The 25,696-nt window shown below is 73.1% G+C and carries 19 protein-coding genes; 8 read left to right on the top strand and 11 right to left on the bottom strand.

What is annotated here, in order from left to right; all coding sequences use genetic code 11:
• Positions 1-43 precede the first annotated feature (43 nt).
• Positions 44-1,015 carry a DeoR/GlpR family DNA-binding transcription regulator gene (locus tag ABZ842_RS20930; RefSeq protein WP_361538514.1) on the top strand — a complete coding sequence of 324 codons (972 nt, stop codon included), beginning with the start codon at positions 44-46 and terminating at the stop codon, positions 1,013-1,015.
• A 6-nt stretch (positions 1,016-1,021) separates the two neighbouring features.
• On the opposite strand, the gene ABZ842_RS20935 is transcribed toward ABZ842_RS20930, so the two are convergent.
• Positions 1,022-1,663 (bottom strand): helix-turn-helix domain-containing protein, encoded by a 642-nt coding sequence (locus ABZ842_RS20935; protein WP_361538516.1) that lies wholly within the window; start codon positions 1,661-1,663, stop codon positions 1,022-1,024.
• A 132-nt stretch (positions 1,664-1,795) separates the two neighbouring features.
• Positions 1,796-3,550, bottom strand: coding sequence for a biotin carboxylase N-terminal domain-containing protein (locus ABZ842_RS20940; RefSeq protein ID WP_361538518.1), 1,755 nt, complete (start codon positions 3,548-3,550; stop codon positions 1,796-1,798).
• 373 nt (positions 3,551-3,923) lie between these two features.
• Between ABZ842_RS20940 and ABZ842_RS20945 the strand changes: the two genes are divergently transcribed.
• Positions 3,924-4,349 carry a hypothetical protein gene (locus tag ABZ842_RS20945; protein WP_361538629.1) on the top strand — a complete coding sequence of 142 codons (426 nt, stop codon included), beginning with the start codon at positions 3,924-3,926 and terminating at the stop codon, positions 4,347-4,349.
• 23 nt (positions 4,350-4,372) lie between these two features.
• Here ABZ842_RS20945 and ABZ842_RS20950 read toward each other — a convergent pair whose 3' ends face one another.
• The 4 genes from ABZ842_RS20950 to ABZ842_RS20965 form a co-directional block, all read right to left on the bottom strand.
• Complete coding sequence (locus ABZ842_RS20950) at positions 4,373-4,972, bottom strand: nucleoside triphosphate pyrophosphatase (protein WP_361538520.1); 600 nt, start codon at positions 4,970-4,972, stop codon at positions 4,373-4,375.
• 56 nt (positions 4,973-5,028) lie between these two features.
• A complete protein-coding gene (locus ABZ842_RS20955; RefSeq protein ID WP_361538639.1) occupies positions 5,029-5,202 on the bottom strand; it encodes a hypothetical protein in 174 nt (57 codons plus the stop codon).
• Positions 5,203-5,622: 420 nt separating this feature from the next.
• Positions 5,623-5,835, bottom strand: coding sequence for an acyl-CoA carboxylase subunit epsilon (locus ABZ842_RS20960; protein WP_361538522.1), 213 nt, complete (start codon positions 5,833-5,835; stop codon positions 5,623-5,625).
• Positions 5,836-5,866: 31 nt separating this feature from the next.
• Positions 5,867-7,459 carry an acyl-CoA carboxylase subunit beta gene (locus ABZ842_RS20965; RefSeq protein WP_361538524.1) on the bottom strand — a complete coding sequence of 531 codons (1,593 nt, stop codon included), beginning with the start codon at positions 7,457-7,459 and terminating at the stop codon, positions 5,867-5,869.
• Between the two features lie 156 nt (positions 7,460-7,615).
• On the opposite strand from ABZ842_RS20965, the gene ABZ842_RS20970 reads away from it, so the two are divergent.
• From ABZ842_RS20970 to hutH, 5 genes are all read left to right on the top strand, one after another.
• Entirely contained in the window at positions 7,616-8,563 is a 948-nt protein-coding gene (locus tag ABZ842_RS20970; RefSeq protein ID WP_361538526.1) for a biotin--[acetyl-CoA-carboxylase] ligase, read from the top strand.
• 121 nt (positions 8,564-8,684) lie between these two features.
• On the top strand, positions 8,685-9,974 hold the full coding sequence (locus ABZ842_RS20975) for an adenylate/guanylate cyclase domain-containing protein (protein ID WP_361538528.1): 1,290 nt from the start codon (positions 8,685-8,687) through the stop codon (positions 9,972-9,974).
• Positions 9,975-10,298: 324 nt separating this feature from the next.
• The gene (locus ABZ842_RS20980; protein ID WP_361538530.1) at positions 10,299-11,111 is read left to right on the top strand and encodes an enoyl-CoA hydratase-related protein; all 813 of its coding nucleotides are present in this window, start codon (positions 10,299-10,301) and stop codon (positions 11,109-11,111) included.
• 89 nt (positions 11,112-11,200) lie between these two features.
• Entirely contained in the window at positions 11,201-12,442 is a 1,242-nt protein-coding gene (locus tag ABZ842_RS20985; RefSeq protein ID WP_361538532.1) for a diguanylate cyclase, read from the top strand.
• Between the two features lie 196 nt (positions 12,443-12,638).
• Positions 12,639-14,189, top strand: coding sequence for a histidine ammonia-lyase (hutH, locus tag ABZ842_RS20990; RefSeq protein ID WP_361538534.1), 1,551 nt, complete (start codon positions 12,639-12,641; stop codon positions 14,187-14,189).
• Positions 14,190-14,458: 269 nt separating this feature from the next.
• On the opposite strand, the gene ABZ842_RS20995 is transcribed toward hutH, so the two are convergent.
• Positions 14,459-14,785 carry a hypothetical protein gene (locus tag ABZ842_RS20995; protein ID WP_361538536.1) on the bottom strand — a complete coding sequence of 109 codons (327 nt, stop codon included), beginning with the start codon at positions 14,783-14,785 and terminating at the stop codon, positions 14,459-14,461.
• A 446-nt stretch (positions 14,786-15,231) separates the two neighbouring features.
• Here ABZ842_RS20995 and ABZ842_RS21000 point away from each other — a divergent pair, with 446 nt between their 5' ends.
• Positions 15,232-16,494: an Ig-like domain-containing protein gene (locus ABZ842_RS21000; protein WP_361538538.1), complete on the top strand. Its 1,263-nt coding sequence runs from the start codon at positions 15,232-15,234 to the stop codon at positions 16,492-16,494.
• 108 nt (positions 16,495-16,602) lie between these two features.
• Here the strand turns inward: ABZ842_RS21000 and ABZ842_RS21005 are convergent, their stop codons facing one another.
• The 4 genes from ABZ842_RS21005 to ABZ842_RS21020 form a co-directional block, all read right to left on the bottom strand.
• Positions 16,603-17,496: a siderophore-interacting protein gene (locus ABZ842_RS21005; protein WP_361538540.1), complete on the bottom strand. Its 894-nt coding sequence runs from the start codon at positions 17,494-17,496 to the stop codon at positions 16,603-16,605.
• Positions 17,497-18,210: 714 nt separating this feature from the next.
• Complete coding sequence (locus tag ABZ842_RS21010; protein ID WP_361538631.1) at positions 18,211-19,842, bottom strand: hypothetical protein; 1,632 nt, start codon at positions 19,840-19,842, stop codon at positions 18,211-18,213.
• A 400-nt stretch (positions 19,843-20,242) separates the two neighbouring features.
• Positions 20,243-21,982, bottom strand: a complete 1,740-nt coding sequence (locus tag ABZ842_RS21015) for an ABC-F family ATP-binding cassette domain-containing protein (protein WP_361538542.1) — start codon at positions 21,980-21,982, stop codon at positions 20,243-20,245.
• Positions 21,983-22,252: 270 nt separating this feature from the next.
• Complete coding sequence (locus ABZ842_RS21020) at positions 22,253-25,396, bottom strand: S8 family serine peptidase (protein WP_361538544.1); 3,144 nt, start codon at positions 25,394-25,396, stop codon at positions 22,253-22,255.
• Positions 25,397-25,696 lie beyond the last annotated feature (300 nt).

Consider the following 25,696-nt stretch of genomic DNA (forward strand, 5'->3'; position numbering starts at 1 on the left):
ATGGAGCTGAAAAGCGTCGGCCGATCAGGTTACTGTCAGTTCCGTGTTCGCTGCAGAACGTCGCCAATTGATCCTTGAAATGGTGCGCGCCAACGGGGCGGTATCGCTCCGGGAGCTCGCCCGCGTCGTCCAGACCTCCGAGGTGACCGTACGTCGGGACGTGCGCGCCCTGGAGGCCGAAGGACTCCTCGACCGGCGCCACGGCGGCGCGGTGCTCCCGGGCGGTTTCACCCGGGAGTCCGGCTTCCCGCAGAAGTCCCTGTCGGCCACCGCGGAGAAGACGGCGATCGCCGACCTCGCCGCGGGCCTCGTCAAGGAGGGCGAGGCGATCGTGGTGGGCGCGGGCACCACCACCCAGGAGCTGGCCCGCCGGCTCGCCCGGGTGCCCGGCCTCACCGTCGTCACCAACTCCCTGCTGGTCGCCCAGGCGCTGGCGCACGCCAACCGCGTCGAGGTCGTGATGACCGGCGGCACTTTGCGGGGCTCCAACTACGCGCTGGTCGGCAGCGGTGCCGAACAGTCCCTCCAGGGCCTGCGGGTCTCCCGGGCGTTCCTGTCCGGGAGCGGGCTGACCGCCGAGCGCGGACTGTCCACGTCCAACATGCTCTCCGCGAGCGTCGACCGGGCCCTGGTGCAGGCGGCGGGGGAGGTCGTGGTCCTGGCCGACCACACCAAGCTCGGCGCGGACACCATGTTCCAGACCGTGCCGACGGACGTCATCACCCGGCTGGTCACCGACGAGCCGCCGGCGCACGAGGACCGCGCGGCGGCGGAGCTCCAGGCGCTGGCCGACCAGGGCGTCCAGATCACCGTGGCGGGGGCGACCGGGCCCGCCGCGGCGGAGCAGCCGGGCGGACGCGCCCCGCGCCGCGAGGTCCCGCTGCCGGGGCAGCGCCGCACCCGCGGTGGGGGTTCCCCCGCCCGCCTCACGGCCGCCGCGCTCGAACGCGACGGGCTGGGCGGCGGCGGAGGCGGCCTGGAACGCGGCGCCCGCGTCGCCGGCCTGCGACGCTGAGCGACGTCAGGCGCGCAGGCCGCGGAGGGTGAGGGCCAGGAGGCGGTCGGGGAGTCCGGGGTCCGCGGGCGACTGCTCGGCCGCGAGGGCGATCGCGTTGGTCAGCTGCATCAGGTCCCCGATGGACGAGTCGTCCCGTACGGACCCGGCGTCCACCGCCCTCCGCAGCAGGCGCTCGCCCGCCTCGGCCAGCGGCACGCAGCACGAGGAGAGCGCCGAATCCGCGTCGTGGGAGGCGGACATGAGCGCGCGGGAGATACCGCGGTACTCACCCGAGCAGGCGATGAGCGCCCGCAGCCACTCCGCGAGCGCGGCGAACGGGTCGGGGGCGTCGGCCAGCGCCAGTGAACGGTCCCGCAGGGCGTCCAGTGCGTCCTGGAAGACCGCGCTCATGATCGCGTGCCGGTTCGGGAAGTGCCGGTACAGCGTGCCGATGCCGACGCCCGAACGGCGGGCGATCTCCTCCAGGGACGCATCGGTGCCGCGCTCGGCGAAGACGGCGCGGGCCTCCGTGAGCAGCCGGTCGTAATTGCGGCGCGCGTCCGCCCGCTTGGGGCGCACGGGCCGGACCGGCTGCGCGGGCCGCTCGGCCGCGGCGCGTGGGTCCGGGTCGCCGCCCCCGTCCGTCGTCGTACCGCCCGTCCTCATCGTCCGTCCTTCCTGGCAGGTGCGTCGTCGTGCGTGCGTGCGTCGTCGTGCGTGTGTCGCCGTGCGTCGAGCCACGGAGGGCCCGCGCGGTCGCATCACGACCGGACGGGCCCTCCGTCGGAACTCGGGCGGTCAGTCCTTGATCTCGCAGATCGCCGCACCGGAGGAGATCGCGGCGCCGACCTCCGCGGCCAGCCCCTTGACGGTGCCGGCGCGGTGCGCGTTCAGGGGCTGCTCCATCTTCATGGCCTCCAGGACGACGACGAGATCGCCCTCCTGCACCTCCTGGCCCTCCTCGACGGCGACCTTCACGATCGTGCCCTGCATCGGGGACGCGAGGGTGTCGCCGGACGCGGCGGAGGCCGACTTGCGGGCCGCGCGCCGCTTGGGCTTCGCGCCCGCCGCCAGGCCCGTACGGGCCAGGGTCATGCCCAGGTGCGCGGGGAGGGAGACCTCAAGGCGCTTGCCGCCGACCTCGACGACGACGGTCTCGCGGCCCGCCTCGTCCTCCGCCTCCGCGTCCCCGGCCGCGGTGAACGCCGGGATCTCGTTGACGAACTCGGTCTCGATCCAGCGGGTGTGCACCCGGAACGGGTCGCTGGTGAAGGCCGGGTCGACGACCACGGCGCGGTGGAAGGGGATGGCGGTGGCCATGCCCTCCACCTGGAACTCGGCCAGCGCCCGCGCGGCGCGCTGGAGCGCCTGCTGACGGGTGGCGCCGGTGATGACCAGCTTGGCGAGCAGGGAGTCCCACGCGGGGCCGATGACGCTGCCGGACTCGACGCCCGCGTCGAGCCGGACGCCGGGGCCGGTCGGCGGGGCGAAGGAGGTCACGGTGCCGGGCGCGGGCAGGAAGTTGCGGCCCGGGTCCTCGCCGTTGATCCGGAACTCGAAGGAGTGCCCGCGCACCGGCGGGTCGTCGTAGCCCAGTTCCTCGCCGTCGGCGATGCGGAACATCTCGCGCACGAGGTCGATGCCGGTGACCTCTTCGGTGACCGGGTGCTCGACCTGGAGCCGGGTGTTGACCTCCAGGAAGGAGATCGTGCCGTCGAGGCCGACGAGGAATTCGACCGTGCCGGCGCCGACGTAGCCGGCCTCCTTCAGGATGGCCTTGGAGGCGCGGTACAGCTCCGCGTTCTGCTCGTCCGACAGGAACGGCGCCGGGGCCTCCTCGACCAGCTTCTGGTGCCGGCGCTGGAGGGAGCAGTCACGGGTGGAGACCACCACGACGTTGCCGTGCTGGTCGGCCAGGCACTGCGTCTCGACGTGCCGCGGCTTGTCCAGGTAGCGCTCGACGAAGCACTCGCCCCGCCCGAACGCGGCGACCGCCTCGCGGACGGCCGAGTCGTACAGCTCCGGCACCTCTTCCAGGGTGCGGGCGACCTTCAGGCCGCGACCGCCGCCGCCGAAGGCGGCCTTGATCGCGATCGGCAGGCCGTTCTCCCGGGCGAAGGCCACGACCTCGTCCGCGTTCGCGACCGGGTCGGGCGTGCCCGCGACCAGCGGCGCGCCGGCGCGCTGGGCGATGTGCCGGGCGGCGACCTTGTCGCCGAGGTCCCGGATCGCGGAGGGCGGCGGACCGATCCAGGTCAGCCCGGCGTCGAGCACGGCCTGGGCGAACTCGGCGTTCTCGGACAGGAAGCCGTAGCCCGGGTGGATCGCGTCCGCTCCCGAGTCCTTCGCCGCCTGGAGGACCTTGCCCATGTCGAGATAGCTGGCCGCCGGGGTGTCACCGCCCAGGGCGAACGCCTCGTCGGCCGCGCGGACGTGCAGGGCGTCCCGGTCCGGATCGGCGTATACGGCTACGCTCGCGATGCCGGCGTCACGACAGGCCCTTGCGACGCGGACCGCGATTTCGCCTCGGTTGGCGATGAGCACCTTGCGCACGTTGGCTCCCTCCTTGAAACAAGCCGAGTTTAGGGACTGCCGACACGGCCGTTCGACCCGTCCCCTATGGTGAGCTTGCCCACACGGAGCGTGATTCGAGGCTCGCTCGAAGTCGCAAAATCCCTAGTCGCACCACGGTACGACGGGTTTACCTTCCAGACAGTAGCCCGCTTGTGTGGCGCAGGTCTCTGTGCGCGGGGCCAGCCGCCCCACCACTTTCTTTGTGGAGTCCCTACGAATGGGCGAACGATTCTTCTCGGTTCGGCCGGGCGGGGCGGGTCGTGTCCGGAGCCTTGTCGTGCGATTTACCCATGAGTAGCGTTCAGGCTGTCCGAGGTACGTACTCGCGGTAACGGAGGGGGATGGGGCCGTGGTGCGCAGACCGGTGGCCTGGGTGGCGGCGGTCGTCCTGCTGGTGGAGGCCGTGGGCATCGTGGTGATCAACGGCATCCTCGCCACGTTCGTGGACGGCCAGTCCATGTCCCTGGACGGCCTGGACCCCGGTGCGATGGCGGCCGGCACCTGGGCGGCGGGCGGCGCCTTCGGGCTCTTCCTCACGGGGTGCGCGGCGGTCTGCGCCGTCGCCGCCGTACGGGACCGCTCGCCCGGGCGCTTCGGCCGCGGACTGCTGATCGCGGCGGCGGTGGTGCACGGGGTGCTGGGGACGGTGGCCGTGGGCCTGGTGGGCTGGTCGGCCTTCGCCTTCCTGATGGTGGTGCTGGGGCTGATCGTGCTGGTGCTGATGGAGTACGGCCCGCGGAGGACGGAGCGGGCGCCGGGCGAGGCCGCGCCGGCGTAGGGGCTGCGCCGGCTCGGGGCGGGTCAGGTCCAGAACTCGGTGACCGAGTGGTCCAACTCGGCCAGCAGGGTGCGCACCAGCGGCAGCGAGATGCCGATGACGTTGCCGTGGTCGCCCTCGATGCCGTCGATGAACGGCCCCGAGCGGCCGTTGAGCGTGAACGCGCCCGCGACGTGGAGGGGTTCGCCGGTCGCGACGTACGCGGCGATCTCGGCGTCCGTCGGCTCCCCGAAGTGCACCGTCGTGGACGCGGTCGCCGACGCGATCCGGCCGGTGGTCGTGTCCGTGATGCAGTGCCCGGTCCGCAGCACGCCCGAGCGGCCCCGCATCGCCTTCCACCGAGCGGTGGCCTCCTCCGTGTCCGCGGGCTTGCCCAGCGCTTCGCCGTCCAGGTCGAGCACGGAGTCGCAGCCGATCACGAGCGCGTCGGTGACGTGGGGCAGGGCGGCTACGACGGCCGCCTTCTCCTCGGCGAGCACGAGGGCGAGCTCGCCGGGGGTGGGCGCGGTCAGGGCGTCCTCGTCGACGCCGCTGACGATCACCTCGGGGTCGAAGCCCGCGGCGCGCAACTGGCGGAGGCGGGCGGGGGACGCGGAGGCGAGGACGAGGCGGAGGGTGGTCATGCGGCCATGGTAGGCGCGCTCCGGAGCACGCCCGTTGCCCGTGGGCGCCCACATCGTCAGTGCAGGCTCACCACGATCATCCCGAGCACCATGGCGAGCGCGAGCAGGATGCCGGCGCGACGCATCATGGCCTGCGTCTGGCGCAGCTCCTCGGGGGCTTCGTCTTTCGGGTCGGACCACAGCATGTCTTCGATGGTGGCGGGGGAGGGGGTGGGGGCGCCTGAGTACACGTACTCACCTTGGAACGCGAGATTCCGCGGCGCGCTCCGCCGTACCCGCGGTTTCCCTGCGGGATGCGTTTCCCCGCGGCCTGGCGGTGCGTTGCCCGCGCCCGTGACGTGCCGGCGGTTTCCCTGCGGGCGCGATGGTCTCTGCGGCTTGAGTGTGGCTGTTCGCGCAGTTCCCCGCGCCCCTAAAAACCTCGCCGTTTCCCTGCGGAAGCTGTGTTCTCTGCGGCCCGGTGGGGCTTGTTCGCACAGTTCCCCGCACCCCTGCTTTCGCTGCCCCGTCACTTGTCTGCGGGCTGGGGCGAAGGCTTTTAGGGGCGCGGGGAACTGCGCGACAAGCCACAGACGGGCCGCACCAGACCAACTTCCCCGCCCACTACCAAGCCGCAGAGGCCAACGCCCCCGCAGGGGAACCGCGGGACGTCAGATCGGCCAGTACGTGTGGGCCCACGCGCGGGGGCCCGGCATGGGGAGGGTGCCGCGGGCGATGCGGGACGGGGACGACCAGCGTTCCTGCCCCAGCGGCACGGACGCGCCGCCTTCCCCCGCGCCCGCCTCCATCGCCCGCGCCCGCACCACCGCAACCGCCGCCGCCAGCTCCTCCGGCGTCGGGTTGCCCCGCACGATCTTGATCATGGTCACGCCCTTCCTCGCCCGGCACCGGTGGTCACAGCGGAATGTTCCCGTGCTTCTTCGGCGGCAGGCTCTCCCGCTTCGTCCGCAACTGCCGCAGCCCCCGCACGACCTGCCGACGCGTGTCCGACGGCAGCACCACCGCGTCCACGTACCCCCGCTCCGCCGCCGTGTACGGGTTCAGCAGCGCGTCCTCGTACTCCTCGATCAGCCGGGCCCGGGCCTCCTCCTGCGCCGCCTCGTCGCCCGCTTCGGCGATCGCGCGCCGGTGCAGGATGTTCACCGCGCCCTGCGCGCCCATGACCGCGATCTGCGCGGTCGGCCAGGCCAGGTTGATGTCGGCGCCCAGGTGCTTGGAGCCCATGACGTCGTACGCGCCGCCGAACGCCTTGCGCGTGATCACTGTGATCAGCGGGACGGTCGCCTCCGCGTACGCGTAGATCAGCTTGGCGCCGCGCCGGATGATGCCGCCGTACTCCTGGTCCACGCCGGGCAGGAAGCCGGGCACGTCGACGAAGGTCAGCACGGGCACGTTGAACGCGTCGCAGGTGCGGACGAACCGCGCCGCCTTCTCCGACGCGTTGATGTCGAGGCAGCCGGCGTACTGCATCGGCTGGTTGGCGACGATCCCGACCGGGAAGCCCTCGACGCGGCCGAAGCCGGTGATGATGTTGGGCGCGAACAGCGCCTGCGTCTCCAGGAACTCGCCCTCGTCCACGATGTGCTCGATGACCGCGTGCATGTCGTACGGCTGGTTCGCGCTGTCCGGGATGAGCGCGTCCAGCTCGCGGTCCTCGTCGCTGACGGCGAGGTCCGCCTCCTCGGGGAAGGCCGGCGGCTCGGAGAGGTTGTTGGAGGGGAGGTACGACAGGAGGGACTTGACGTACTCGATCGCGTCCTTCTCGTCGCCCGCCATGTGGTGGGCCACGCCCGACGTGGTGTTGTGGGTGCGGGCGCCGCCCAGCGCCTCGAAGCCGACGTCCTCGCCCGTCACCGTCTTGATCACGTCGGGCCCGGTGATGAACATGTGCGAGGTCTGGTCGACCATCACCGTGAAGTCGGTGATCGCCGGCGAGTACACGGCGCCGCCCGCGCACGGGCCGACGACCAGCGAGATCTGCGGGATCACGCCGGAGGCGTGGGTGTTGCGGCGGAAGATCTCGCCGTACATGCCCAGCGCGCTGACGCCCTCCTGGATCCGCGCGCCGCCGGAGTCGTTGATGCCGACGACCGGACAGCCGGTCTTCAGGGCGAAGTCCATCACCTTGATGATCTTCTGGCCGAAGACCTCGCCGAGGGCGCCGCCGAAGACGGTGAAGTCCTGGGAGAAGACGGCTACCGGGCGGCCGTCGACGGTGCCGTAGCCGGTGACGACGCCGTCGCCGTACGGACGGGTCCGCTCCAGGCCGAAGTTGGTCGAGCGGTGCCGGGCGAGCTCGTCGAACTCGACGAAGGACCCCTCGTCCAGCAGCAGGTCGATGCGCTCGCGCGCGGTCAGCTTGCCCTTGGCGTGCTGCTTCTCCACGGCGCGCGCCGAGCCGGCGTGGGTGGCCTCCTCGATACGGCGCCGAAGGTCCGCGATCCTTCCCGCGGTGGTGTGGCTGTCGTGCTGTTCCGGCTCTGACATCGGGATGCGGCTCCCTGCCTGGTCACGGGGGGTGTAGGGGTACGTACCAGAGCCCGGCGGGCGGCGCCGTCGGCTGCTGATCGGCTACTGCCTCGTAGCGTATCGGCGCCGCTACGGGAGCGCAGTGCGGTCTTTGCCACACCTAACCTGGCTTGCATGACGTCGAACAATGCGCGTGGCAACACCGGTGACGAGGGGCGCGGCCCGGGAGCCCAGGGGGCTCCGGAGGCCGCGAGCCGCTGGGCCGATCTGGCGCGGCCACCGCTGAACGCGACGGCGCTGCGGCGCGCGCTGGTGCGCCCCGGCGGGCTGTGGACGTCGTTGGACGTCGTGTCGAGCACCGGTTCGACCAACGCCGACCTCGTCGCCCGGGTCGCGGGCGGTGCGGGGGCCGGCGACGCGGCACCGGAGGGCGCGGTGCTGGTCGCCGAGGAACAGACGGCGGGGCGCGGGCGGCTGGACCGCACCTGGACCGCACCGCCGCGGTCGGGGCTCTTCTTCTCCGTACTGCTGCGGCCCGGGCCCGCGGTGCCGGTGGAGCGCTGGGGCTGGCTGCCGCTGCTCGCCGGGGTGGCCGCCGCGACGGGCCTGAGCCGGGCCGCGGGCGTGGACACCTCGCTCAAGTGGCCCAACGACCTGCTGGTGACGGTGGACGGCGAGGAGCGCAAGACCGGCGGCATCCTCGCCGAGCGGGCGGGGAGCGACGCCGTGGTGCTCGGCATCGGCATCAACGTCACGCTCTCGGCGGCGGAGCTGCCGGTGCCCACGGCCGGTTCGCTGGCGCTCGCCCGGGCGGTGTGCACGGACCGGGACCCGCTGCTGCGGGCGGTGCTGCGCTCGCTTGAGCGGTGGTACGGGGACTGGCGCGCGGCCGGCGGGGACCCCACCGTCTCGAAGGTGCAGGAGGCATATGCTGCCGGGTGTGCCACGTTGGGCCGCACCGTACGGGCCGAACTGCCGGGCGACCGGTCGCTGACCGGCGAGGCGGTCGCGCTCGACGGGGACGGACGGCTGGTCCTCGCCCTGCCGGGCGGGGCGCGGGAGGCCGTCGGCGCGGGCGACGTGGTGCACCTGCGGGCCGCCGGTGCAGCCGGCCCGGAGTGACGGGTCGGGGCGTACCGGTCTCCTCGTGGGGACGTGAGCCAGGGCACACCTGCCGTATCGTTGAGGCGATCGAGCGACAGATCGGCAGGCAGTTGCGCAGGGAAAGGGCAGGAGGCGGCTGGTGACCGTCGACGACACCGATTCCGGCGCGGGCGCGTCCGACGGTTCCGAACGATCCTCCGGCGGGGGTTCTTCCGGTACGGGTTCCGGTACGAGCTCTTCCGGCGCGGGCACCTCGGGTGCAGGCGCATCCGGTACGGGCTCTTCCGGTACGAGCTCTTCAGGTACGGGTTCTTCCGGTACGGGCTCCTCGGGCGGGGGGCACCCCACGCCGCACCACGCCGTCGACCACACCGCCGAGCCCACCGACGATCCCCTCGCCATCCGCCTCGAACAGCTCATCCTCGGCGCCGAACGGCGCTACACCCCCTTCCAGGCGGCCCGCACCGCCGGCGTCTCGATGGACCTGGCCTCCCGCTTCTGGCGGGCCATGGGCTTCGCCGACATCGGCCAGGCCAAGGCGCTCACCGAGGCGGACGTCCTCGCGCTGCGCCGGCTCGCCGGCCTCGTCGAAGCGGGGCTGCTGAGCGAACCCATGGCGATCCAGGTCGCCCGCTCCACCGGACAGACCACCGCCCGGCTCGCCGAATGGCAGATCGACTCCTTCCTGGAGGGGCTGACCGAGCCGCCCGAGCCCGGCATGACCCGTACCGAAGTCACGTATCCGCTGATCGAACTGCTCCTTCCGGAGCTCCAGGAGTTCCTGGTCTACGTGTGGCGCCGGCAGCTCGCCGCCGCGACCGGCCGGGTCGTCCAGGCCGCGGACGACGAGGAGATGGTGGACCGCCGCCTCGCCGTGGGCTTCGCCGACCTCGTCGGCTTCACCCGGCTCACCCGCCGCCTGGAGGAGGAGGAACTGGGCGAGCTGGTCGAGGTCTTCGAGACCACCGCGGCCGACCTGGTCGCCGCGCACGGCGGCCGGCTCATCAAGACCCTCGGCGACGAGGTGCTGTACGCGGCGGACGACGCCGGCACCGCGTCCGAGATCGCCCTGCGGCTGATCGACACGATGCGGCAGGACGAGTCGATGCCCTCGCTGCGGGTCGGCATCGCCTTCGGCACGGTCACCACCAGGATGGGAGACGTCTTCGGCACCACGGTGAACCTCGCCAGCCGGCTGACGTCGATAGCACCGAAGGACACGGTCCTGGTGGACGGCGCGTTCGCGCTGGAGCTGATCAGGACCGGGGACGCGCCCAAGTCGGAGACGCAGGCGGCGGAGGAGGCCGCGGCGGCGGAGAAGGAGGGCGAGCCGCCGCCCCCGTACCGCTACGCACTCCAACCGATGTGGCAGCGCCCGGTGCGCGGGCTCGGCGTCGTGGAGCCCTGGCTCCTCTCCCGCAGATCCTAGGTCGTGTCCGCGAAGTCCAGCGTGGCGCGCCCGGTGGTGCCGCTGTCTTGGCAGGCGCGGTTTCGCCGTGCGGCGTGCTGCGGTGTGGCGTCTGCGAACAGCCCACCACCGGCCGGTGGAGACCAACGCTCCCGCAGGGAAACGGCGGCTACGTCAAGAGACGCAGGAGCGCAGGAGCGCGCGCGGGACTTCGCGGATACGACCCAGGGCCTCTCGCCCGGTGGGCGGGTGGCGCCTATGATCCGGTGAACCATCGTTAACCGGTGCGCCTGTGCGCCTGTGCGCCTGTTCAGCGGGTCACCGGTTCCACCGGGAGGTCGCCAGATGTCCGTGCCGTCTTCTTCTCCGGAGCAGTCGCAGCGCTACGGGGACTTCGTGCTCGTCCGCAGGCACGGGCACGTCGCCGAACTCGTCCTCGACCGGCCCGAGGCCATGAACGCCGTGTCCACCAAGATGGCGCTGGCCATCGCCGATGCGTGCGCGGCGCTCGCGGCGGACCGGGACGTCCGGGTCACGGTGCTGACCTCGTCGAGCGAGCGGGCGTTCTGCGTCGGCGCGGACCTCAAGGAGCGGAACTCCTTCAGCGACGCGGACCTGCTGCGGCAGCGGCCGACCTCGCGCGGTGCGTACACCGGCGTCCTTGAGCTGCCGATGCCGGCGATCGCCGCCGTCCACGGGTACGCGCTCGGCGGCGGCTTCGAGCTGGCGCTGGCCTGCGACGTGATCGTGGGCGACGCGACCGCGGTCGTCGCCCTGCCCGAGGTGGCCGTGGGCGTGATCCCCGGCGGCGGGGGCACCCAGCTGCTGCCGCGTCGGGTCGGCGCCGCGCGCGCCGCCGAGCTGGTGTTCAGCGCGCGCCGGGTGGCGGCGCAGGAGGCGCGGGAGCTGGGCCTCGTGGACGAGCTCGCGGACGACGCCCGTACCGCAGCCCTCGCCCTCGCTGGACGGATCGCGGCGAACTCCCCGGTGGGCCTGCGCGCCGCGAAGCGCGCCCTGCGGCTGGGGCAGGGGCTCGACCTGCGGGCCGGTCTGGAGGTGGAGGACGCGGCGTGGCGCACGGTCGCCTTCTCCGGGGACCGGGCGGAGGGGGTCGCCGCGTTCAACGAGAAGCGGAAGCCGCAGTGGCCCGGGGAGTGAGCACGTCATGATCACGCTGCGTCATCGAATGAGGGGTCGATAAACCCGTCAAACCCGTCAAACTCGGTGCACCTCCCTAAGCTGGGGTGATGGCAGAGGATCGGCGGTTGCGGGCCGTAGTCTCACTGGCCCAGACGATGGCTGCGGCGCAGACCCCGCGCGAGTTCTGGCGCGCGGCGGCGCTGGGCGCCTGTTCCGCGCTGAACGGTTCCTTCGCGGCGCTGTCCGTCTGGGAGCGCGAGCTGGGGCGGCTGAAGGTCCTGGTGAACGCGGGCGAGCGGGCCGGGGACGAGGAGGAGTTCCCGGAGTCGGAGACGTATCCGGTCAATCGCTTCCCCGAGATCACGGAGTTCCTGCACGAGCGGTGGGCGGGCGGCGGGGAGCCGGAGGCGTGGGTGGAGACCGCGGAGCCGGCGGAGTCGAGGGAACCGGGGGAGGTCTTCGGCGAGGGGTCGTCGTCCTGGTCCGACCCCGGCCGGGACTCGGTCGTACCGGAGTACGGGCCCCTCCCCGCGCGCGGGTACCGGCACCCGTCGCTGGCGTCCGGCGGCGCGGGCGGCCGGGCGTCCGCGCTGCGGCGGCGCCGTCGGGGGTGCTGCGTGGTCGCGCCGATCGTGCTGCACGGGCGGGCGTGGGGCGAGCTGTACGTGGCCCGTCCGCTCGGCGCACCGGTGTTCGGGCGCGACGAGGCCCACTTCGCGACGGTGCTGGCGTCCGTCGTCGCCGCGGGCATCGCACAGACGGAGCGGCTGGAGGAAGTGCGCCGGCTGGCCTTCACGGACCCGCTGACCGGCCTGGCGAACCGGCGCGCGGTGGACGCCCGGCTCGACGAGGCGCTGGAGCTGCACCGCGCCGACGGCACCGTGGTCAGCCTGGTCGTCTGCGACCTCAACGGGTTGAAGCGGGTCAACGACACCCTCGGCCACGCCGTCGGCGACCGTCTGCTGGAACGGTTCGGCTCGGTGCTGTCGCTGTGTGGGGCGATGCTGACGGACGCACTGGCGGCGCGGCTGGGCGGCGACGAGTTCTGCCTGGTGTGCGTGGGGCCGGCGGCCGACGAGGTGGTGCGGGTGGCGGACGAACTGTGCACGCGGGCGGCGGAGCTGGAGTTGGGGGAGGGCGTGGCGTGCGGGGTCGCGTCCACGGGCGACCCGATCGGCCAGGTCAGGAGCGCGCGCCGACTGTTCCGGCTGGCGGACGCGGCGCAGTACCGGGCGAAGGCGGAGGGGGCGGTGGGCGCGGTGGTGGCGGGGCGGGACGGTGCGGTGTTGAAGCTGGCGGAGGGGGAGGGGCGGGGGCGCGACCGCCGCCGCTTCCGCGGCGCGAGCTAGGGGGCCTTCCCTGCGGGGTCGTTGGTCTCTGCGGGCCGGTGGTGGGCTCCTCGCGCAGTTCCTCGCGCCCCTCAGCGCCCCGTCGGCGAACGGCGGGGGCGGTGCATCAGAGGCGCAGGGGGCGTGGCAGGCCGCAGTGCATCCCGACCGCATCTCACCCGTGACATGCGGGAATTCAGTCCGTACGCTGCTGAATATGGATATGCAAACCGTGGTGGTGTGCACCTCCGGGGCCACCCGCGCCGACGTCATCGCCGTGGCCCGCCACGGCGCCCGCGTGCAGATCTCCCCCGCCGCGCTCGACGCCCTCGCCGCTTCCCGCGCCGTCGTCGACGCCCTCGCCGCCAAGCCCGAGCCCGTCTACGGCATCTCCACCGGCTTCGGCGCGCTCGCCACCCGGCACATCGGGCACGACCTGCGCGCACAGCTCCAGCGGAACATCGTCCGGTCGCACGCCGCCGGCATGGGGGCGCGCGTGGAGCGGGAGGTGGTGCGGGCGCTGATGTTCCTGCGCCTGAAGACGTTGTGCTCGGGGCACACCGGCGTACGGCCCGAAGTCGCCCGCACCATGGCGGACGTGCTGAACGCCGGCATCGCCCCGGTCGTCCACGAGTACGGCTCCCTCGGCTGCTCCGGCGACCTCGCGCCGCTGTCCCACTGCGCCCTGACGCTGATGGGCGAGGGCGAAGCGGAGGGGCCCGACGGGCGGCTGCGGCCCGCCGCCGAGCTGCTCGCGGAGCACGGAATCGCCCCCGTCGAGCTGCGCGAGAAGGAAGGGCTCGCCCTCCTCAACGGCACCGACGGCATGCTCGGCATGCTGATCATGGCGATCGACGACCTCCAGCGCCTGCACACCAGCGCCGACATCACCGCCGCGCTCTCCCTGGAAGCGCTCCTCGGCACCGAACGGGTCCTCGCGCCCGAGCTGCACGCCATCCGGCCGCACCCCGGGCAGGCCGTGGCCGCCGCGAACATGGCCGCCGTGCTCAAGGGGTCCGGGCTCACCGGGCACTACCAGCAGGACGAGGCGCCGCGGGTCCAGGACGCGTACTCCGTACGTTGTGCGCCCCAGGTCTCGGGCGCGGGCCGGGACACCCTCGCGCACGCCCTGCTGGTCGCCGAGCGCGAGCTGGCCTCCGCCGTGGACAACCCCGTGGTCCTGCCGGAGCAGGGCCGCGTGGAGTCCAACGGCAACTTCCACGGCGCCCCCGTCGCGTACGTCCTCGACTTCCTCGCCATCGCCGCCGCCGACCTCGGCTCGATCGCCGAGCGCCGCACGGACCGCCTCCTCGACAAGAACCGCAGCCACGGCCTGCCGCCGTTCCTCGCGGACGACCCGGGCGTCGACTCCGGCCTGATGATCGCCCAGTACACCCAGGCCGCGCTGGTCAGCGAGATGAAGCGGCTCGCGGTGCCGGCGTCCGCCGACTCCATCCCGTCGTCGGCGATGCAGGAGGACCACGTCTCGATGGGCTGGTCCGCGGCCCGCAAGCTGCGCACCGCGGTGGACGCGCTCGGCCGGATCGTCGCGGTGGAGCTGTACGCGGCGACCCGGGCGGTCGAGCTCCGGCAGGGGCTCACCCCCGCGCCCGCGACCCGCGCCGCGATCGACGCCCTGCGCGCGGCGGGCGTACCGGGCCCCGGCCCGGACCGCTTCCTCGCGCCGGACCTGGCGGCGGCGGAGGCGTTCGTCCGCACCGGTGCGCTGATCACGGCGGTGGAACAGATCACCGGCCCCTTGGCCTAGCCGGCCCGGGCGCCGCTGGACGTAGCCGCCGTTTCCCTGCGGGAGCGTTGGTCTCTGCGGCCCGTCTGTGGCTTGTCGCGCAGTTCCCCGCGCCCCTGATGTGCTGCCCCCGTCATTCGCCTGCGGGCTGGAGGTAGAGGTACTTAGGGGCGCGGGGAACTGCGCGACAAGCCCACCACCGGGCCGCGGACGCCATCACCGCACAGCAGGCGCGGCGCTCCGCGCCCCCCGGGCGGGCCCCACCGCGCAAGCAGGGCGGGTCCTTGAGGCTAGGCCGCCCCGGGAGGTCCGCCGCAGGGATCGCGGGGCGCGGGAGAAGCGGAACCGGAGGAAGTTCTTCCGCGGCGGAGGGCGATGGTCACCGAAGCCACCCCCACCGCCAGGAACGCAGTCCCGCCGAGCACCGGCGGGGTGAGGTCCACGCTGCTCGGGTCGGTCAGCCGCAGCTCCTCCCGGCCGACCGTTCCGACGCCGGTCGTGCCGGGTTCCGCCGACGGCCGGCCGTCGGCCGCGTTCGTCGACGGAACGAACCACAGCGCACACAGCAAGGCCCCCGCAGCAGCGGCGGTCAGCAGCGGTCGGCGAGCGACGGGCACAGACGTGATCCCCCTTGTGGAATCGTGGACTTGGGCGGTGGGCTGATGCTAGTGAACGCGGTGGCCGTCGCGAAAGCCGGATGTTCACAGGCGCGTAACAGCGGTGTGCCGACCTCGTTCCGGCCGCTGCGGAACCACGGACAAGCACGGAACCGTCACCGTGTGTACCGTGAAACGGTATGTACGGTGAAGGGGTGCCCCGCGACAGGCCCTTAACCGTCCCGGGCGTACGGAAAGCCGTGTCGGGCGGCGCGCCGTACGGCGTACCGTGGCGGACGGGCGGGTGGCGCAGCGACCGGGTCGACGGTGGAGGACGGGGCGACCGCGGCGGCCGGGACGGCCCCCGCAGTGGCGTCCGTCACATTCCGAGAGGGATGTGGAACCGGACACCCGAAATACTCGAAATAGGTGGTGTCCCCCGTGTTCGGTCCGGGGGCTCGGCGACGATGGAGAAGCGTGTGATGACGGACAGCAAGCGGCGGCGTCGGGCCCTCGCAGCCGCCTCCGCTGTGCTCGGCGGCGTACTGGTGTTGTCGGCCTGCGGCGGGGACGGGGACAAGGGCAGCGGCGACGCCGCCAAGAAGTCGCAGGCCCAGGTCGACGAGGCAGCCGCCAAGGAGGTCTCGAAGGCCCGAATAGCCATCGAGCCGAAGAACTCCACGAGCAACGCGAGCATCAACAACGCCAAGGTCACCGTTACGGACGGCACCCTGACCAAGGTCACGATGACCAGCTCCGAGGGCGCGGAGGTCAAGGGCACCCTCGCCGCCGACGGCAAGAGCTGGAAGCCCGACGCCAGCCTGAAGCGCTCCACCACCTACAAGGTGTCCGCCAGCGCGAAGGACTCGAAGGGCCTCGTCGCCTTCGAGAACTCCTCCTTCACCACCGTCTCGCCGAGCAACAGCTTCATCGGCAACTTCACCCCCGAGGACGGCTCCACCGTCGGCGTCGGCATGCCGGTGTCCATCACCTTCAACAAGCCGATCAGCAACAAGAAGGCCGTGCAGTCCGCCATCACGGTCACCTCGACCGGCGGTCAGGAGATCGTCGGCCACTGGTTCAGCTCCCAGCGCCTGGACTTCCGCCCCGACCAGTACTGGAAGGAAGGCTCCACCGTCACGCTGAAGCTGGCCCTGGACGGCGTCGAGGGCTCGCAGGGCGTCTTCGGCGTCCAGCAGAAGACGGTCACCTTCAAGGTCGGCCGCAACCAGGTCTCCACCGTCGACGCCGCGACCAAGGTGATGACGGTCAAGCGCAACGGCAAGGTCGTCAAGGAGATCCCGATCTCTGCCGGTGCCCCCGGCACCCCGACGTACAACGGTCAGATGGTGATCTCCGAGAAGTTCAAGGAGACCCGGATGAACGGCGCCACCGTCGGCTTCACCGACTCCGACGGCAAGGGCGAGTACGACATCAAGGACGTCCCGCACGCGATGCGGCTGTCCACCTCCGGCACCTTCATCCACGGCAACTACTGGGGCGCCGACTCCATCTTCGGCAAGTCCAACACCAGCCACGGCTGCGTGGGCCTGAACGACGCGAAGGGCGCCAACGACCCGAACCAGCCCGGCGCCTGGTTCTTCAACAACTCGATGATCGGCGACGTCGTCATCGTGCAGAACTCCAAGGACAAGACCATCAAGCCCGACAACGGCCTGAACGGTTGGAACATGGACTGGGCCGCATGGAAGGCCGGTTCCGCGGCCTGACCCGCTGAACGTCCGGGTCGCCGCACGTCGGAGTGGCCGGACGACCGAAGTCGCCGAGCGGTGGCGGCATCCCACGGGGTGCCGCCACCGCTCGCGTGCGTACGGGGCTCACAGCCCCAGTCGCGTCAACTGCTCCTCGTACGTGATCGTCACGTCCTCCAGGTCGCCCTTCGGGTCCTCCCAGAGCGCCGCCAGCTCCGCCTTCACGTCCGTGGACAGCGCCTCGTACCGCGCGGTCCAGCTCTCGCCGCCCGGCGCCCAGTAGCCGACGACCTTGAAGCGGTCCGTGGGCAGGGCGAGCGTCTTGCGCAGGTGTTTGCGCACCGAGCGCAGCGCGGTCGTCTCGCCCGCCACCCAGATGTAGGTGCCGGCGAGGTCGGCGTGCGGGGGCACCGCGGTGGTGACGAGTTCGGCGAGCCGGCTCGGGCCGTGACCGTTGCCGCCGTGGGTCCAGGTGACCTTGGCCCGCGGGTGCGCGGGCAGCGGCTGCACGGAGCGGTCGTCGGGCACCTCGACGACCGCGCGGGTGGTGACGTGCTCCGGGGTGCTCTCCAGGATGCGGGCGAGCGCCGGAAGGCCCGTCAGATCGCAGACCAGGAACTGGCGGGCGAGGTCGGCAGGCGGGTCGTACAGGCCGGTCGGGGCGTTCAGGCCGAGCGGGTCGCCGGGGCGCGCCGCCGCGGCCCAGGGGCCCGCGACCCCGTCGTCGTGCAGCACGAAGTCGATGTCTATCTCGGCTGCTTCGGGCCGCGCGGCACGGATGGTGAAGGTGCGCATGGGGGCCGTGGGGCGGTCGTCGGGGGTCTCCCAACCGCCGTTCTCGGTGGACACCGGCAGGGACAGCTCCCGACGGTCGGACCCGTGCGGGAAGAACAGGCGCACGTACTCGTCGCCCACCCCCGTCGAGACGAAGGCGGGCACGTCGTCGCCGGCGAACGTGATGCGGACCATGGTGTCGGTCAGGGGCCGCACGCGGGAGACGGTGGCGCGGTAAATGGTCATGGCTCAGGGCTCCTTGGCCGTGTCGAAGGGGGCGCCGGTACGGCCCCGGGTCACCCGACGCAGCGCCTCGGCGAGCTGCGGCCGGGCGGCGGGACCGGACTCGGCGGCGGGCTCGTCGAGGACGACCAGCGACGGATCGGCGAGGAGGACCCGGGCGAGGGCCTGTCTGACGGATCTTGCTGGGCTCGCGTGCGCTGGCGCCGTTCCCCCTGGGCCTTCGGCCCGGGAGGTGCCCCCACTCCGCGTTGTCGTCGGTCGCCCATGGCCCCCTGTGCCCTGCGGGCACGGTGGTACCCCCACCGCATTGACTCCCTCCTCCGCTGGGGTCCCCCCCGTGCCCGCAGGGCACAGGGGGAAGATCCACGGCACCAGACCCCTCCCCCCGCGCCTGGAGGGCGTGGGGGGACCTCCCACCCTCATCCAGCCTGATCCGTAAGACAGGCCCTCGGGCGAGCTGCTGGACCGTGCCGTCGTCCAGCGGGGTGCGACATGAATTTAGGCTAGCCTAACCTCACCTTGGGGTGGGATGCCTCCCCAAGCCACCTGCTCTCGGCCCCCTGACGCCCAGCCACCCGGCCCGACCTCGGCCCGACCCACCGGGACCAAGTCCCGGCTCAGGTCCCAGCCCCGGCTCAGGTCCCAGTCCGGGCCCGTGCCCGTGCCCGTGCCCGTGCCCGGACCTGGACCCGCCCTGCCGTCCGCCGTGTGTTCGGCTCAGCAGCCCGCGCCCGCGCCCCGCGACAGTCGGTACGCGGAGTCCAACCGGTACTCCCCGGCCTCCTTCACCGTCAGCCGGCTGAACTCACCCGCCGGCTCCAGGCACGCCCCCTCGGCCCGCAGCCACGGCGAGTGCGCCACCCGTATCGTCACCGACCCCGGCTGCGACATCCGTATGACCAACTCGGCCGCGTCCAGGCGCACGACCTGCGCCGGGGCCTCCACCAACGGCACCGCGTCCTTGACCCGGTATATCGTCCAGTGCTCGTCCTGCCAGACCTGCTGCAAATACTCGGGGCCGCTGCGCACCAGCGCCGCCTCATCCTCGGCCGGGCCGTCAGGACGGCCGTGGTGCAGCACCACGAAGCCCACCGCCCACCGGTCCAGCCACGCCCGGTACGTCTCGGGGCTCAGTGAACCGTCATAGAACAGCCGGCCGCGCTCCACGTCCAACTGTCGGTTCCACCCGCGGGCCAGGTTCACGTGCGGAGCAAGCAGCGTCGCCTCGCGGTGGTTCCGAGCGGGGACCGCCTCCACGCGCGTGCGGTCCGCGCCCAGGCGCTGCAACTCCGCGATGACCCCGTCGGTGTGCTTCGCCCAGGCCGGGACGGTGTTCGACACGACCAGGTCGTCCTCGGTCTTGTCGATCAGCCAGTTCGTGTTCACCGCGAAGGCCACGGTCAGCACGCCCACCAACACCCACGCCCCGACCCTGCCCACAGGCCCCGTGACGGGCCCGGTCTTCGTAGCCGGCCCGGGCTCCGCGCCCGCATTCCGCGGGGACCTCGCCCGCAGCGCGCCCCACACCAGGACGCCGCTCGTGATCACCGCGGCCAGCAGCACGGGAGGGCCCGCGAGACCGGCGAGCCGCTCCACGTTCCGTCCTATGGGGGAGGGCGTGTAGTACGTCAGCACCACGCCCAGGCCGTACACCCCGGCCGCGTACCGCACCAGCCGCCACTCGCGGACCGGCGGCGCGGCCAGCACCACCACCGCGCACAGGAAGAGCGGCATCCACAGCTTCGCCGACTGCATCGGCATTTCGCCCTTGAAGGGGAACAGCAGCGTCGTGATGCCGACCACCGCCGCGGGCGGCACCAACAGCACCACCGCCTTCCACCACTGGCGATCGAGCAGCCACGCCGCACCCACGACCACCACGAACAGCCCCGCCACCGGGCTCGCCGCCGTCGACAGCGCCGCGCACAGCGCGGCGAGCGTCGCCGCGCCCGCCGTCCGGCGCTCCACCCGCGCCAGCGCCACCAGGGCGACCAGCCCTATCGCCGTGCCGAGCGCGAACGTCGTACGGCCGGAGGCGACATTGGCCCACAGCGCGAGCGCGCCGGCGAGCGCCGGCCACACGGGATGCCGCAGCCCGCTGCGCACGCACAGCAGGGCCAACGCCCAGGTGCCGCCGAGCCCGGCGGCGACGGAGACCGCCTTCACGCCCACCAGCGCCATCAACGGAGGAGCGAGCAGGCTGTAATTGGCGGTGTGCGTGCCGCCGTACCACGACAGGTTGTACGCGGCGCCGGGGTGCTGCTCGGTGAAGCCCTTCCACGCCAACTGGGCAGCGAGGTCGCCACCGCCGGTGGCCAGCCAGCCGGCCCACAGCACGTACAGCGGCACGACGACCGCGGTGGCCAGGAGCGGGACGCGCCACCACGACGGCGACGTCGACGCACCCTGGCGCCCCGATCCGCCGCCTGCGCCGTCGTCGCTGCCGCTGCTGCTGCTCTCGGCCCGGCCGGTCTTGCCGGCCCTGCCGACCCGTCCGTCCCGGGCAGCACCGATCGGACGCGCGCCTTCCGACGCGTGCCCGGTGCTCCCCGGGACGGGTGACGTCTGTGCTGTTTCGCTGATCCCCACGTACGAAACCCTAACCGTGCCCGCCGATCACGCCCCGAGCCTGTGGACATCGCCCGACCGCCGCCTGTGGAAAACCACCACCGGCCGTGGATCGCCCCAGGCCACCCCGGTCCCGGCCGGACCGGCACCGGTCATACCGGCCCCGCCGGGACACGGGGCATCACGCCGCCAGGCGCCCCGAGCGCAGCTCCAGCCGGTCGCCTCCGAAGCCGCTGCGGAACCGCCGGTCGTGGGAGACGGCGACGACCGCCCCCGCGTACGACCCGAGCGCCTCCTCCAACTCCTCCACCAGGCTCAGGGCCACGTGGTTCGTCGGCTCGTCGAGGACGAGGAGGTCGGCGGGGGCCACCAGCAGCCGCGCCAGCTCCAGCCGCCGCCGCTGCCCGACGGAGAGCGCCGCGACCGGCACGGTCAGGTCCTCCGCCCGGAACAGGCCGAGGCCGATGAGCTCGTCCACGTACTCGTCGGGATGGCCGGGCCGCCCCGCCGCGTACGCGTCCAGCAGCGGCTTCTCCGACGGCGCGGCCGGCAGGTCCTGCGGCAGATAGCCGACCGCGACGCCGTCGGGGCGGGTCACCGTGCCCCGGTCGGGGAGCAGGTCACCGGCGAGCACCCGCAGCAGGGTCGTCTTGCCGGCGCCGTTCGGGCCCGTCACCAGCAGCCGCTGCCCCGGCTCCACGCACAGGGCGTCCAGCCGCAGCCGATCCGCGACGGCGACGTCCTTCAGCTCGGCCACCGGCCCCCTACCGCGCGCCGCCCCGTCGCTCCCGGCGCTCCCGTCAATCCCACGGCTCCCATCAACCCCGCCGCTCCCACTGCTCCCGCTCCCATTTCCGCCGCTCCCGCTCCTGCTTCCGTCGGCCGTGGTCATCGGTCGGCCCGTGAACCGCAGCGGCTCCGGCGGCGCCGCCACCGGCTCCCGCCGAAGCCGCTCCAGCCGCTGCCGCGCCGCCCTGACCTGACCTGACAGCTTCGCCTCGGAGGACCTGCGGTGCTTGCCGAAGCCCTGCCGGGGGTCCTTCCCGGTGGCCGCGAGCCGCGCCCCGGCCGCCGCGACCAACTCCTCCGTCGCCGCCAACTCCGCCACGTACTCCAAGTGCTCCTGCTCCAGGCGACGCCGCGCGGCGGCCTTCGCGGCGCGGTAGCCGTCCCAGCCGTCGCCGTACCGGTGGACCGCGCGGGTGTCCCGGTCCACCTCCAGGACGGTGGTGGCCACGCGCTCCAAGAACGCCCGGTCGTGGGTGACGGCGACCACCGTGCCGCGGTGCGCCCGCAGCTGCGCCTCCAACCAGGTCACCGCGGCCAGGTCGAGGTGGTTCGTCGGCTCGTCGAGCAACAAGAGCTCGGGCGCCGACGCCAGCACGCAGGCCAGCGCCAGCCGGGACTGCTCGCCGCCCGAGAGCGTGCCTAGCGTCCGGGACCGCTCGACGCCGTGCAGCCCGAGGCCGTGGAGCGCGGCGTCCACCCGCGCGTCCGCCTCGTATCCGCCGCGCTCCTCGAACGCGGTCAGCAGCTCCCCGTACGCCACGAGGCTCGCCCCGTCCGGATCTGCGCCGAGGCGCTGCTCGGCCTCCCGCATCCGCCGTTCCAGCTCCCGCAGTTCGGCGAGCGCCGCGTCCACGGCGTCCTGCACGGTGCGGTTCGGACCGAGCCCGAAGGTCAGCTCCAGCGTCTGGGCCAGGTGTCCGGTGCCGCCGGGCGCGCTGACGGTGACGGAGCCGGTGTCGGGCGACTGCGCACCCGCGATCAGCCGCAGCAGGGTCGACTTCCCGGAGCCGTTCTCACCGATCACCCCGGCGCGCTCGCCGGGACGCACGGTGAAGCTCACCTGGTCGAGGACGGAGCGGGTGCCGTACGCCGTGGAGACGTCCTTGAAGGTCAATTGGGCGCGTTCGCGCATGGTTCTTCCCCTGGGGGTGTTCGAGCTCAATGTGATCAGGGCAGCAGAAAGCGACCACCGGCGGAGCGGTCCAACCTGGTCAGACGCTCGACGCCGCGGTGGCCGCGGTCCCGATCAGATGAAGAAGAAGAGCTTGAAAGCACCCATGCGTCCACCGTAACGGAGGCGCAGGCATCAGTTCGAACCGTTTTCCACACCCCCGGTACGGACCACTGGGCGGGGCCGGCCGGAGCTGCGCTGCCCGCTCCGACCGGCCCCCGACGGCTGCGGCTACCTCCCCAGATACGCGTCGTGGACCGTCACCGAACCGCTGTTGCCCTGCCGGTCGACGACGTGGGCACGCAGCGCGACGCCCTCGCCCGCCCGCGGGTTCACCAGCGTGATCCGCCCGCGCCGCACCGGCACCTCCCGCCACGTCGCACCGTCGTCGTACGAGACGTCCACCCGCAGCGAGGCCAGGTTCCGCCCGGCCGCCGCGCCCTGCACCGTGACCGGGAACGTCTGCCGGCGCCCGGCCGGCGCGGTGGAGTCCAGGCCGACGGACGGCGCGAAGCGCACCGTGGACAGCGGCAACGCGGTCTCCGCCGCCGCGGTGTCCGAGGTGAACGTCCACGAGGCGTCCACCCGTCCCGCGACCCGGGTCACGTCCGCGGACCGCCGTACGGACGAGGCGAGCGTGTACGTGTGCCGCCCGGCCGGCAGGGTGAACAACGGATCGTCCGGCCCCACCTTGTCCGTCAGCAGGTCGTCCTCGATCCGGGCGACCAGCTCCGCACCGCGGTGCAGCGTGGTGACCTCGCTCGTGGCCACCGAGTCTCCCGGGTGCCCGCGGCCGTCCGCGACCAGCGGCACCTGCCCGTACACCACGTCGCCCTGCCGGGCGAGCCCGTTGTCGCGGTCGAGCAGCGGCCCGTGGACCGCGGTGTTGAAGTCGATCCGATGGGTGCTGCCCGGCCGCAGCGCCCGCGGCGTCGGGAAGCCGTGCACGGACTCCAACTCGGGCCCGGTGGACCCCTCCGCCGCCAGCTGCCCGTACCGGACGTTCCACCTGACGCCATCGCCCGTGGACAGCCACAGATCGCGGTGGCCGACCGCCGGGTGGACCGAGGAGTAGCCGAGGCCGGCGCCGCTGGGCATCTCGCTGATCGGCATCAACTCGGCCCGCTTGCCCGGGACGGAGGCGCCGAGACCGGCCTTGACCCGGGCGAACTCGCCCCGCGTGTGATTCTTGGTCAGGCCCGTGGGGAACCGCCCGCGCTCGGCGCCGCGCAGCGCGTCGACCGCGACGTCGTAACGCCGCCCCACCGGACTCGACCAGGAGCCGTGCCAGGAGAACGTCGCCCGACCGTCGGGGGACGCGGGACCCAGGTGCGCGGTGCGCACGTCGACCCCCGCCTCCAGGGCGGCGTGACCGTCGTAGCTCAGCGCGTCCGCGCCCCGGTCCAGACGGTACGAGAGCAGCGACATCTCCTCCCGCGCCCGTGCGTCGGGAACGCTGACGTCGACGGGTTCGGCGGTGCGGGCGTCGACCGTGACCGTCGTCCTCCCCGAGACGTCCAACTCGGGCTGGAGGATCTTGTCGTACGTGGTACCGCCGGACCCGCCGGTGCGGTACGAGGAGGCGTCCAGGACGTAGCGGCCCTTCGGCAGTCGGAACGACGCCGAGCCGGAGGAGAGGTTCGGCCGGTGGACGAGGTCGGCGCCCTCGCCGGTGAGCGCGTACAGCACCGCGACGGCGTTCGGGTCCGGCTCGCCGTCGCGCCCGACGGCGGCGAGCGTGACGTCGTACGACTCGCCCTCGCGGTCAACGCTGACGGCGGTGCGGACCGTCTGGCCGCCGCCGGTGGCGACCACGGTCGCGTGGTACCCGCCGTCCTGCGCGCCCGCGACACCGGTGTCGGCGGTGACGTCCACGGAGACGCTGCCGCCGGCGGGCACGGTGACCTGCCGCCGCCCGACGGTGAACAACCCGGCCGGGGCGGCGGCGCCACCGGGCCCCGTGGCCCGGTCCAGCGCCAGATCCAGCGCGACCGCCGCGGCACCGGCGTTGCGGTACGTCAGCTTCCGGGTGATGGGGGCGTCGTCGTCACGCGGCCAGAGCTGCGGGCCCAGATCGAGCGAGGCGGGCGCGGCGGACACGGACTGGGCGGCGGCCCGGTCCACGGCGATGCGACCCGTGCCCTGCTCGGGGGCCGGATACGGGCCCGGCACGGCCGAGCCGACCAGGGCGGACTTCAACTCGGCCGCCTGCCAGCCGGGGTGCTGCTGCTTCAACAGCGCCGCGGCGCCCGCGACGTGCGGAGTCGCCATGGACGTGCCGGAGATGGTGACGTACCCCTCCGGCCGCTGGCCCACGGACCGCTCGATCAGGCTGCCCGCGGCGGACGCCGCGGTGACGCCGACGCCCGGGGCGGTCACGTCGGGTTTGACGGCGGAGTCCCCGAGGCGCGGTCCGCGGCTGGAGAACTCCGCGAGCCGCTCCTCGCCGTCGACCGCGCCGACGGTGAGCGCGGCGTCCGCTGCGCCGGGGGAGCCGAGGGTACGGGCGTCGGGGCCGGAGTTGCCCGCGGCGATCGCGAAGAGCACGCCGCTCTTCTCCGTCACCGCGTTGACCTGGGCTTCCACCGGGTCCACGCCGATGCTGTCCGTACCGCCGAGGCTGAGGTTGACGACGTCGGCGCCCTGTGCGACGGCCCAGTCGATGCCGGCCATGATGCCGGAGTCGGTGCCCGAGCCGAAGTCGCTGAGCACCTTGGCGTTCAGCACCTTCGCGCCGGGCGCCACGCCCTTGAAGGCGCCGCCCGACTTCGCGCCCGTGCCGGCCACGGTGGACGCGACGTGCGTGCCGTGCCCGTGCCGGTCCTCGGTACCGGGCGACAACGAGAAGTTCGCCGCGCCGACGACCTTGCCCTTCAGATCGGGGTGCGCGGCGTCGACCCCGGTGTCGAGCACGGCGACGGTGACGCCGGAGCCGTCGTACGACCGCTGCCAGACCGCCGGCGCCCCGATCTGCGCCGCGGTCGTGTCCAGGCTCGCCTTCTTGACGCCGTCCAGCCAGATGCGGGAGATCCCGGCGGAGGGCGCGGCGACGCCGTCCCGTCCGGTGCGGGTGAGCGCCCGCCACAGGGCGGTCCCGCTGTCGGGCGACGCGGTGACGGCGTCCGCGTCCACCGAGGCCAGCGTCCGGTGCACGGCGACCCCGTCCGCGCCCCGCACCCCTTCCCGCGCCTCCTTCGCCTTCGCACTGCGGTAGCTGACGATGACCTTCAGCCCGTCGGCGTACTCCCGCCTACTCTCCGGCCGGCTCAACTCGGCGACGTCGAACAGCCGCTCGTCCAGCGCACCCGCCGCGAGCAGCTGCTGTGCGTCGTACGGCACGACGTAGGTGCGTCCGCCGACGGTGTGCGAGAGCACGGGCACCCCTTCGCGTCCCTTCGCCCGCCGGAACTCGACGACCTGCCCCCGATCCCCGAGAACCACCCGGTCCCCGGTCACCAACGTGACGACGTGCCGCCCCGCCCCACCGCCACCGCCGCCCGGTGCGCGATCCCCACCAGGACCGACCATGCCGACGCTTAACGCCACCCCGAGACCGACGGCCACGCTGGTCCGCCCAACCCTCATCACCCGTCTACGCACGTCGCCTCCTGCAGCCGAAACCCGACCTCACGAACACGTCCGCCCCCGTCCGGGGAAGTATGTCCGCGCGCCCCG

Source organism: Streptomyces sp. NPDC047315, from assembly GCF_040643215.1.
In the GTDB taxonomy this organism is placed as follows: domain Bacteria; phylum Actinomycetota; class Actinomycetes; order Streptomycetales; family Streptomycetaceae; genus Streptomyces.